11 protein-coding genes are annotated in these 9,450 nt (G+C 41.1%); 3 read left to right on the forward strand and 8 right to left on the reverse strand.

The annotated features are described in order from the left end of the window. Nucleotides 1–72: 72 nt before the first annotated feature. Nucleotides 73–264, reverse strand: a complete 192-nt coding sequence (locus tag HNQ82_RS07710; protein ID WP_032100745.1) for a hypothetical protein — start codon at nucleotides 262–264, stop codon at nucleotides 73–75. 247 nt (nucleotides 265–511) lie between these two features. Between HNQ82_RS07710 and spxA the strand changes: the two genes are divergently transcribed. Further along, nucleotides 512–922, forward strand: a complete 411-nt coding sequence (gene spxA / locus HNQ82_RS07715; protein WP_032100744.1) for a transcriptional regulator SpxA — start codon at nucleotides 512–514, stop codon at nucleotides 920–922. 12 nt (nucleotides 923–934) lie between these two features. Here the strand turns inward: spxA and cls are convergent, their stop codons facing one another. Both cls and mecA read right to left on the reverse strand, forming a co-directional pair. Next, entirely contained in the window at nucleotides 935–2,443 is a 1,509-nt protein-coding gene (cls, locus tag HNQ82_RS07720) for a cardiolipin synthase (protein ID WP_183248571.1), read from the reverse strand. Nucleotides 2,444–2,500: 57 nt separating this feature from the next. Beyond that, on the reverse strand, nucleotides 2,501–3,169 hold the full coding sequence (gene mecA, locus HNQ82_RS07725) for an adaptor protein MecA (protein WP_183248573.1): 669 nt from the start codon (nucleotides 3,167–3,169) through the stop codon (nucleotides 2,501–2,503). Nucleotides 3,170–3,392: 223 nt separating this feature from the next. Between mecA and HNQ82_RS07730 the strand changes: the two genes are divergently transcribed. Together HNQ82_RS07730 and pepF are read left to right on the forward strand one after the other, a co-directional pair. Beyond that, the gene (locus tag HNQ82_RS07730) at nucleotides 3,393–4,577 is read left to right on the forward strand and encodes a competence protein CoiA (protein WP_183248575.1); all 1,185 of its coding nucleotides are present in this window, start codon (nucleotides 3,393–3,395) and stop codon (nucleotides 4,575–4,577) included. A 37-nt stretch (nucleotides 4,578–4,614) separates the two neighbouring features. Continuing rightward, nucleotides 4,615–6,411, forward strand: a complete 1,797-nt coding sequence (gene pepF / locus HNQ82_RS07735; protein WP_183248576.1) for an oligoendopeptidase F — start codon at nucleotides 4,615–4,617, stop codon at nucleotides 6,409–6,411. A gap of 24 nt (nucleotides 6,412–6,435) precedes the next feature. Here pepF and HNQ82_RS07740 read toward each other — a convergent pair whose 3' ends face one another. The 5 genes from HNQ82_RS07740 to HNQ82_RS07760 all read right to left on the reverse strand — a co-directional run bounded on the left by HNQ82_RS07740 (nucleotide 6,436) and on the right by HNQ82_RS07760 (nucleotide 9,299). Further along, nucleotides 6,436–6,600, reverse strand: coding sequence for a hypothetical protein (locus HNQ82_RS07740; RefSeq protein ID WP_032100740.1), 165 nt, complete (start codon nucleotides 6,598–6,600; stop codon nucleotides 6,436–6,438). A gap of 237 nt (nucleotides 6,601–6,837) precedes the next feature. Next, a complete protein-coding gene (locus HNQ82_RS07745; protein ID WP_183248578.1) occupies nucleotides 6,838–7,650 on the reverse strand; it encodes a ClpXP adapter SpxH family protein in 813 nt (270 codons plus the stop codon). Beyond that, nucleotides 7,634–8,038: a globin domain-containing protein gene (locus tag HNQ82_RS07750; protein WP_032100738.1), complete on the reverse strand. Its 405-nt coding sequence runs from the start codon at nucleotides 8,036–8,038 to the stop codon at nucleotides 7,634–7,636. Before HNQ82_RS07750 ends, HNQ82_RS07745 begins: the two co-directional genes overlap by 17 nt. Nucleotides 8,039–8,094: 56 nt before the next feature. Further along, the gene (locus HNQ82_RS07755) at nucleotides 8,095–8,712 is read right to left on the reverse strand and encodes a lytic transglycosylase domain-containing protein (RefSeq protein ID WP_183248580.1); all 618 of its coding nucleotides are present in this window, start codon (nucleotides 8,710–8,712) and stop codon (nucleotides 8,095–8,097) included. Beyond that, nucleotides 8,709–9,299 carry a CYTH domain-containing protein gene (locus tag HNQ82_RS07760; RefSeq protein ID WP_183248583.1) on the reverse strand — a complete coding sequence of 197 codons (591 nt, stop codon included), beginning with the start codon at nucleotides 9,297–9,299 and terminating at the stop codon, nucleotides 8,709–8,711. The genes HNQ82_RS07755 and HNQ82_RS07760 overlap by 4 nt, the downstream gene beginning before the upstream one ends. Nucleotides 9,300–9,450 lie beyond the last annotated feature (151 nt).

The raw sequence follows: 9,450 nt of genomic DNA on the forward strand, positions 1-9,450 counted from the left end.
GTTTGATGTACTAAAGTATTATATAATATTTTGATTCATTTGACTATTTTGTTTTTAAAAAAAGCCTCGAGATTATCTCGAAGCTTTTTTTCCACCGACCGCTTTCCAGCCCGTTTGCACCTGTTCGCTCATTGCTGTATGTAATCGCTTTTTCCGTCCGCCAAATATGTTTTCACCAATGCCGTTTAAAATGACGCCCATAAGCGCCGTGATGCCAATCACGAAAACGGCGACGATCGTGAAGTCGATAAAAAATTGCGCCATACGTCTCCCCCTTTGTTTGCCATTTCTCCTTTTATTGTAGAGAAAATTTGAAACGAAAGCAACGAAAAATGAAACCATTTTGATCGGACAACCGTATAATATGTTGGGTAAAATTGAAAAAAGGTGTATCTTTCTAAACTTTTTTGTTGTATAATGTACGTTGTAGAGTTTTTTAAAGTCATTTTAAAATAAGATGTGTTTTAATACAGAAAGCGAATAAAGCAACCCATAAGGGAGTGATTCACATATGGTGATCGTATATTCATCGCCAAGTTGTACGTCTTGCCGAAAAGCAAAAGCGTGGTTAGAAGAGCATAACATTCCGTATAAAGAGCGCAATATTTTTGCCGAGCCGTTAACGATTGAAGAAATTAAAAGCATTTTGCGCATGACGGAAAACGGAACGGACGAAATTATTTCGACTCGTTCGAAAATTTTTCAAAAGTTAAATATTCAAGTCGATTCATTACCATTGCAAGATTTATATGAAATTATTTGCCAACATCCAGGCTTGTTGCGCCGTCCGATTATTATGGATGAAAAACGCCTGCAAGTTGGTTACAACGAAGATGAAATTCGTCGCTTTTTACCGAGAAAAGTGCGAACGTATCAATTGCGTCAAGCACAACAGCTCGTCAACAACAAAGGCTTAGCGTAAATGCTAAGCCTTTTATAGTAGTGGTGAAAGAAGGCGCGCTGTCGATTCAGCGATGCGCATCCAAAGTGGTCGGCGTTTGAATTGATGCATATCAATTTTTGATGAATGCTCGAAGTCGTTTATAAAGTCATCGACTAGCGTTTGTACGCTTGGCGTTTGATATAAAAACGCATTCACTTCAAAATTTAAATGAAAGCTGCGCATATCCATGTTCGCTGTGCCAATCGAGGCAAGTTCGCCATCTACAACGATAATTTTGCTGTGCATAAAACCTTTTTCGTATTCGTAAATGGTCGCTCCTGCTTCGAGTAGTTCAGGAAAATAAGAGCGGGAAGCATAAAACACAATTTTTTTATCCGGTCGCTTCGGCACGAGAAGCCGTACATCAATACCACTTAATGCGGCAACTTTCAATGCTGTTAAAATATCTTCATCTGGGATGAAATACGGTGAGGCAATCCAAATTGATTGCTGGGCTGATGTAATCATCGCAAAAAATAAATGTTTAATGACTTCCCATTTCGTATCTGGTCCCCCAGCGACAAGCTGGACACCGCCAAGCGTTTCATCCTCAACGGTCGGCGCATGTAAATAGTTCATGGTCAACCATTGTTGACCCGTCATGTAATACCAGTCTTGTAAAAAAATTAGTTGTAGCGTGCGCACCGCTTCGCCATACACGAGTAAATGCGTATCGCGCCAAAATCCGAAATATTCATTTTTCCCTAAATATTCATCGCCAATATTTAAGCCACCAACAAAACCGACTTTTCCGTCAATGACGATAATTTTACGATGGTTGCGGAAGTTGATTGTATTGTTTAAAAACGGCAAGCGAACAGGGGAGAACGGGATGATGTCTACGCCTGCTTCACGCATATCTTGTATGTACGTTTTCGACAGTTTCCAACTTCCGACCGCATCATATAAAAAGCGGACGTGTACCCCTTTTTTTGCTTTGGCGATTAATATTTGTTTTAGCCGTTGCCCGATATCGTCATCACGCACGATGTAATATTCAAGATGAATGTGATGCTCTGCTTTTTCTAATTCCTCAAAAATGGCAGCGAACGTTTCTTCCCCGTTTGTTAACACGCGCGTTTTTGTCGCGGTTGAAATCGATTCTTTCGTCATTCGTCTAGCCAGTTGTAACAGCGGTTGTTGATGCGGTTTCATATATAATTTTCGTTCATGATTCGTGTCATTCCGTTCTAGTTTGCGAAACGTTTGTTCATCGAGTAGCGCTTTTTTTCGAAATAATCGTTTTTTGCGATAGTTTTGACCGAATAAAAAATAAAAAATAAAGCCGATGAGCGGAAAACTACTGAATAAAACGAGCCATGTGAGCGTTTTCGTCGGATGGCGATTTTCTAAAAAGATGACAAACGAAATAAAAATAACTGACAATGTGACAAATAAGCTGAACGTTCCGAGTAGCCAGCCTTCCCAATAATCTTTTGTCACTGCTAAAAAGCCGATGAAAGCAAGTATAAACAGTACAACTTTTAACGCATTTCTCATTTGTTGTTCACCTGACCTTGCGAGAAAAAAGCCGATTTCAATGGGTTGAAATCGGCGTTATGAGTTTGGAAAGTGTTTTGCGATCATCGTAAGTGCTTGTTCTGCGATGACGATTTTCCCATATTCTTCAAGGCGATGAATCGTCATTTGAGCATCTTGCCCATATTCAAGTAATATGCTTAACATATTATCAATGTCGCGATCGGTATCTTCTTCTGTAAATTCGACGTACAAGTAATAGTTATTTTCAAATGCAAATAACTTGTTGTGTAATGTTGAAAAATCGCGACGATGAGCAAGAGCGATGACGTCTTCAATGTTTTTAAAGCGGATGACGAACTGGAGCGGATTATCAGGTTCTGGCGACGGCGACGATTTAATAATGTTAAAATGTTGATCTAATATATGTTCAATTTTTTCATCGACCGGTAAGTCTTTGAATCGTTCGTCGAGAATAGGCAACTCCAGTTTGCTTCCGTCTTTTGAAATTTGGGCTTTCGTGACGAACACTTCCAATCCTTTTTCAAGCGCGTGTACTTGAATCCAAAGTGGTCCTTCTAAATAAATTTCCACTTCTTGATGAATTTCGTCCATCATTTCCCAAAACAATTCTTCGCTTCGTTCGCGATTGTACCAAATTTCTTCACGATCAAAGCCACGTTCTTCAATATCTCCGTACGATATATATAGCTTCAACGTATATTCATTGATGCGTTCGATTTCCATGTTCTTCATCTCCCTTCTACGATTATCCATTCAGGAAGGGAATTTACCCCTGAGCGTTCGCCCATCATTCCACATCTTGTACTTCTATTGTATGACAAAATGTGAAAGAAGGGAAATAAAAAACGCCTAATTCAATAAATTTAGTTGTTCCCCTATTTTTTGTATTTGTTGCAGGAAAAAAGGCGATGTTGGTGAAAAAATATGTGGAGAAAGGGGAGGTTGCATGTTTGTTGCATTATTGAAAAATGGAGAAACATGTTCGTTATTAGACGATTGGACGGTTGAACAGCTACATGTATTGCGAGCGACGCAGTCGTTTTTTTGCCCTGTTTGTTTGAAGCGAGTGCAATTGAAAATTGGAAAAAAACGAATGTCGCATTTTGCACACGAAACGACATGCACGATCGAAACAGAGCGCGAAACAATCGCCCATTTACAAGGGAAACAACAGCTATATGAATGGCTCATCAACGAGAATATCGAAGCGGAAGTGGAAAAGCATTTACCGCATATTCATCAACGTCCGGATGTATTTGTCACGCATGAAAAAAAGATGTACGCAGTCGAATATCAATGCTCTGTCATCCCATCTTCTTTATTTGTGAGACGAACGAACGCGTACATAAACGCACATATTGTCCCGATTTGGTTGCTTCATTCATCACATGTGCGGCGCCGCGGTTTGTTTTTTCAACTATCTTCATTTTCGTGGCTTTTTTTCAATAGTTACGAGATGATTCCGCTTTATTGTCCCGAACGTCGCGAAGTATGGTTTCTTCATCATCTCATCCCGCTATCCGCAACGATGGCATACGGAGAATGGACGACGATTCCGCTCGATACGATGTCATTTTCTTCTTTTCAACGGACGCCTCAACGACAACACGATGATTTGTTTCATGCATGGCAAATGAAAAAGAAACAATGGCGGCTATCTCCGTTGTATTATCGAACGAATCGCTCTTTTTGTCGCATCGTTTATAACGAGCATATGACCCCATCGTTATTTCCGCATGAAGCAGGTATTCCGCTTCGCCATTCGTATTGGTTAAAGACGCCTCCGTTTATTTGGCAAACGTATATGTTGCTTGAGATTATGCGTATTCCGCTTCATATGACGTTTTCGTTTCATCAATTATATGAGCGAATGCAACATTTCATTCGTCAAAACCTCATTCATATTCGCTGTTTGCCACTTATGACAAAAAGCCATTATTCGTATGCGTTCATGGACTATTTACATGCGCTCGTGTCGCTTCGATTGTTGAAAAAAGTCGGAAAAAGTACGTTTCAGCGCATTCGGTCATGGTCGCTCCCACGTACGATAGAGGAGGCGATGAAAGGAGATCAACAAGTACTTGAGCGAATTGTAAGCAAAAAAGAGGATTTTTTCACAAAACGAGAATAATATATAAGTAAACATTTTTATGTAAGAGGTGATGAACATGGCAAAAACGTTGCCGACACGTAAAGACGTTCCGGTAGAGTATACGTGGCGTCTTGAAGATATTTTCGCGACAGATGAACATTGGGAACAAGAATTTCAAGCAATTCACGCACTTCTTCCGAAATTTTCGGAGTATAAAGGAAGATTAGGGGAAAGCGCACAAACGTTATACGAAGCGTTGCAATATCGCGACCATGTGTTGTTGCGACTAGGGAAATTATATGCGTATGCGCATATGCGCCATGATGAAGATACAGCGAATGCATTTTATCAAGCGCTTGAAACGAGAGCGGAAAGTTTATATGCTGAAGCTGGTCAAGTGATGGCGTTTATCGTGCCAGAAATTTTAGCGCTTGATGAACAAGTGTTGCGCTCCTTCTTACAACAATACGAACCGCTTCGTCTGTATGAGCACGAATTAGATGAAATGAACCGCCAACGCCCGCACGTATTATCGGAAAAAGAAGAAGCATTGCTTGCGCAAGCGGCGGAAGTGATGAATGCATCAAGCAATACGTTTGGGGCGTTAAATAATGCCGATTTACGTTTTCCGACGATTACAGATGAAAACGGAGAAGAAGTGGAAGTGACGCACGGCCGTTACATTCGTTTTCTTGAAAGCGAAGATCGTCGTGTTCGTCGCGATGCGTTTAAAGCGGTATACGATACATATCGCAAATATGAAAACACGTTCGCAAGCACGTTAAGTGGAGCGGTGAAGCGCAATACTTTTTTTGCGCGCGTTCGCAATTATCGCTCAGCGCGCGAGGCCGCATTAAGTAAAAATCAAATTCCTGAAGCGGTGTACGACAATTTAATTGAAACGATTCATCGTTATTTGCCGCTTTTGCATCGTTACGTTCAATTGCGCAAGCGCGTGTTAGGGCTAGATGAGTTGCATATGTACGATTTGTATACACCGCTTGTGAAACAAGCCGATATGAAAGTGACGTATGAAGAAGCGAAAGACATATTGTTAAAAGGGCTTACGCCACTAGGTGATGAATATATTGCGATTGTCAAAGAAGGATTTGATCATCGTTGGGTCGATGTGCAAGAAACGCGCGGCAAACGAAGCGGAGCGTATTCGTCTGGTTCGTATGGAACGAATCCATACATTTTAATGAACTGGCAAGATAATGTGAACAACCTATTTACGCTTGCGCATGAGTTTGGTCATTCCGTGCATAGTTATTATACGCGCAAATATCAACCGTATCCGTACGGAAACTACTCGATTTTCGTCGCTGAAGTTGCATCGACGTGCAACGAGGCGCTATTGAACGATTATTTATTACAAACGATCGATGATGAGAAAAAGCGGTTATATTTATTAAACCATTATTTAGAAACATTCCGTGGCACTGTGTTTCGTCAAACGATGTTTGCGGAGTTTGAACATATGATTCACGAGATGGTGCAAAACGGTGAGGCGCTGACGGCGCAAGTATTGACGGAAAAATATTATGAGCTAAACAAAACATATTTCGGCGATGGCATTGTCATCGATGAGGAAATCGGTTTAGAATGGGCGCGCATTCCGCATTTTTATTACAACTATTATGTGTATCAATATGCGACAGGATTTAGCGCAGCGACCGCATTAAGCAAACAAATTTTAGAAGAAGGTACACCAGCGGTCGAGCGTTACATTGAGTTTTTAAAAGCAGGAAGCTCCGATTATCCGATTGAAGTGTTGAAAAAAGCAGGGGTTGACATGACATCTCCAGAGCCGATTGAACAGGCGTGTCAAGTGTTTGAACAAAAATTACAACAACTCGAGCAACTATTGTAAAAGGCGACCGTGCGTCGCCTTTTTTCAATGAAATCCGCGAAAGCGATGGCGGTTGTTCAAATAAGTGAAGAAGGAAAAGAAAGAAAGAAATAAAAACGGAATAGATATGAATAATGGAAATAAGCGCATTAATGCGAAAAAGTGAATGATAAGTGCGACAATAATCCAAATGATATGTGCGACAAACATCGAATCCCCCCTTATTTATTCATAGTAAGCAAGAAAGAAAATAATTATGACAAATGTGTGAACAAGTAAACAAAACACTTGTCAAGACATGAAGGGATTTGTTAATATATAAACGTGAAGTGAATCACAATCAAACAAACTTATACCCCTTTGTTTGACCGTGAAAAATTTCTCCCATCCCCTTTGTTGTCTTTATGACAAAGAAAAAGGACTCGGCATCCCCCGAGTCCTTTTTCTTTATCCGATCCAGCGCCAAAATGAGCCGATTTTCTCCACTTTTTGTTTTAGACGCAATTTTTTTAATTCACATTCAGCTTTGCTGTGCGGGATGTTGTACACCATCGCAATATCATCGGTTGTAACGAATTGAGCGTGATGTAAAAACTGTTCAATTGGTGGAAGCGGAGATGGTTGAGGATGAAACCCGAGCATTTCATGGATTAAGTCGACATACACGTCGTACGGATAACAGCCTGAGATTTTAATGCCTTCATCTTCAATATTTTCGTTGAAAAAGACGAGCGTCGGAACTTCACGAACGTCCATTTCCGCACGAATTTTTAAGTCGCATTGAAGCGCCTTGACTGCACTTGGTGAAGATAAGTCATTTATAAATTCTTGCACATCTAAACCAGCAGCAATAGCGCATTGAATGAGCGTGTCTGTCTCTGTAATCGTTTTGCCTTGAATAAATACAATTTCTTGTAGTTGACGTAAAAAGCGAATGCTTGCTTGTCGCCCTTGCAATTCCGCTGCTTTCACAGCGAGCGATGCAACATATGGAATCGGTAGCGGTGTTTCAAGAAACACCCGGTCTTCACAAGCAATGCCGATGCGCGATGCATGTCGATCAATTCGTTTGTAATTTACGCCATTGAGTCGATCGAGTTGGCCGGTTAAGACGTGACGTAACGTAAAATATTGTCCGTATTCGATCCATAACTTTTTTAACACAGGCTCAAGCGCCCAGCAGTCTGGGCAGAGAGGATCGACAAATAAATAAATTTCTAGTTGTTTTGTCGTTCCTTCTTGCTTACCATTCACCTTCATGCTCCTTTCGCTCGTCCTCTGGTGTATTAATCATATGTTGAGCAGTTAAAATGAGCCGTTGATACAATTCATCACGAACAGGCCCGTTTAGTCCGATTTCATCCATCGCCTCATGCATACAGGCAAGCCATGCTTTTGCGCGCGTTGGCGTAATCGGAAAAGGCAAATGGCGCGCACGCAACATCGGATGTCCGTGTTCAGCTGTATAAAGCGGTGGTCCGCCTAAATATTGCGTTAAAAATTGCTTTTGTTTTCGCGCCGTCTCTGTTAAATCTTTTGGGAAAATAGGCGACAAGTCGGGATGTTTCGCTACCCGTTCATAAAATGCATCGACGAGCTTGGCGATAACTTGTTCGCCTCCAATCGCTTCATAAGGGGATTGAAACATATGAAAAACTCCTTTGCCGAAATATATCAATATTGTAACAATGACTTTGTTTCATCTCAAACGATGTGACTTGTGGAATAGTACGTTTGCATCACTTTTTTTACATAGTTCATCGTTTCACGAAACGGTGGAATGCCTCCATGTTTTTCGACATTGCCTGGTCCTGCGTTATATGCGGCAAGCGCCAGCGCGATATTGCCGTCATACCGATCGAGAAGTTGACGTAAATATTTCGTCCCACCTTCAATGTTTTGTTGTGGATCGAAGGCGTCTTTTACCCCTAACATGCGCGCCGTGCTCGGCATTAACTGCATAAGTCCCATCGCGCCAACACGACTTTTTGCTTGCGGATTAAAATTCGACTCATGACGAATGACCGCATAAATCAGTTTCGGATCGACATCATATTTGGTAGCGGCTTCGTCAATCCATTGATGAATGGTATGTTTTTGAAAAGGTGCGTTCGTTTCATTTGTTTTATATGTTGGCGCGTTCGTTTCGTCGCTTGTCATTATTGGAAGTGACGGACGTATCGTTTCTGTCCCTTCATTTGTTTCGGGTGCTAACAACTCGCGAAAAAGATCGTGAAACGAGGTTGTCGTTCCTTCTTTTTTTCCTTGCAAATGTTGCAACGCTTGTAGCTCTAAAAGCAATTTGATTTGTTGCACGTTCATGACGATCGCTCCGTTTCGTATTTAGCTTCGTAAAATCGTTCAATTTTATTTTTCGTTTGTCGCTTTGGAATATGAAACGACTGTAACAGCGCTGAAAACGCCTTTTCTCCTTCGGTTCGCTCGCTCGCTTCGTATTCGATTTCGTAGTCAGCCACGTTCATATATTCGCTAAGGTCAAAGACGAGCGTGCCGTTTTTATAAGGTCGTTCGACGCGGCGAGTCGTTAGCGCTCCAAAGCAAACGATCGCTGTCGGGTCAATATGAAGCGACTGCAATATGTTTGCGATGTCGCCTTCAAGTGACTTTGCGCCCGAAATAAGTGCTGTCGCTGTTTCGTTCGTTAACGGTTCATGCGTTTCTAACAGCCCGTCTTCATATGGTCGTTTTAATGTTAATGTATATGTGCCGTTTTTTAAACGAATGCGTAATGCGCTTTTTTGTTGTTTCAATTGAAAGTCAGGGGTGTCAAAATAATAATTTTGTTGCACGTTCCATTCATCATCACGCACTGCAAACGCATGTGTAAACCGAGAAAATTCTTCAGCCGTTAACATATTTTTAAATTCAATTTCAAGTTCGTGTCTCATCTTTTCTTCTCCTTACGTCATTCTACTTTTTATTATCAACATGTACGCAAAAAAGTGGTATGAGTAAAATGTTTGTGGGAGAAAAAAAGACAGGTTCCTGATTTGGTATAATCAGGAACCTGTCCGATATGTAAGCAAAATAGATGAAAAA

The sequence above is a fragment of the Anoxybacillus tengchongensis genome, from assembly GCF_014201585.1.
Taxonomy (GTDB): Bacteria; Bacillota; Bacilli; order Bacillales; family Anoxybacillaceae; genus Anoxybacillus; species Anoxybacillus tengchongensis.

What these genes read in the sequence shown, in the direction of transcription:
- HNQ82_RS07710 (WP_032100745.1), bottom strand. Translation starts at nt 264, where the DNA reads ATGGCGCAATTTTTTATCGACTTCACGATCGTCGCCGTTTTCGTGATT.
- spxA (WP_032100744.1), top strand. Translation starts at nt 512, where the DNA reads ATGGTGATCGTATATTCATCGCCAAGTTGTACGTCTTGCCGAAAAGCA.
- cls (WP_183248571.1), bottom strand. Translation starts at nt 2,443, where the DNA reads ATGAGAAATGCGTTAAAAGTTGTACTGTTTATACTTGCTTTCATCGGC.
- mecA (WP_183248573.1), bottom strand. Translation starts at nt 3,169, where the DNA reads ATGGAAATCGAACGCATCAATGAATATACGTTGAAGCTATATATATCG.
- HNQ82_RS07730 (WP_183248575.1), top strand. Translation starts at nt 3,393, where the DNA reads ATGTTTGTTGCATTATTGAAAAATGGAGAAACATGTTCGTTATTAGAC.
- pepF (WP_183248576.1), top strand. Translation starts at nt 4,615, where the DNA reads ATGGCAAAAACGTTGCCGACACGTAAAGACGTTCCGGTAGAGTATACG.
- HNQ82_RS07740 (WP_032100740.1), bottom strand. Translation starts at nt 6,600, where the DNA reads ATGTTTGTCGCACATATCATTTGGATTATTGTCGCACTTATCATTCAC.
- HNQ82_RS07745 (WP_183248578.1), bottom strand. Translation starts at nt 7,650, where the DNA reads ATGAAGGTGAATGGTAAGCAAGAAGGAACGACAAAACAACTAGAAATT.
- HNQ82_RS07750 (WP_032100738.1), bottom strand. Translation starts at nt 8,038, where the DNA reads ATGTTTCAATCCCCTTATGAAGCGATTGGAGGCGAACAAGTTATCGCC.
- HNQ82_RS07755 (WP_183248580.1), bottom strand. Translation starts at nt 8,712, where the DNA reads ATGAACGTGCAACAAATCAAATTGCTTTTAGAGCTACAAGCGTTGCAA.
- HNQ82_RS07760 (WP_183248583.1), bottom strand. Translation starts at nt 9,299, where the DNA reads ATGAGACACGAACTTGAAATTGAATTTAAAAATATGTTAACGGCTGAA.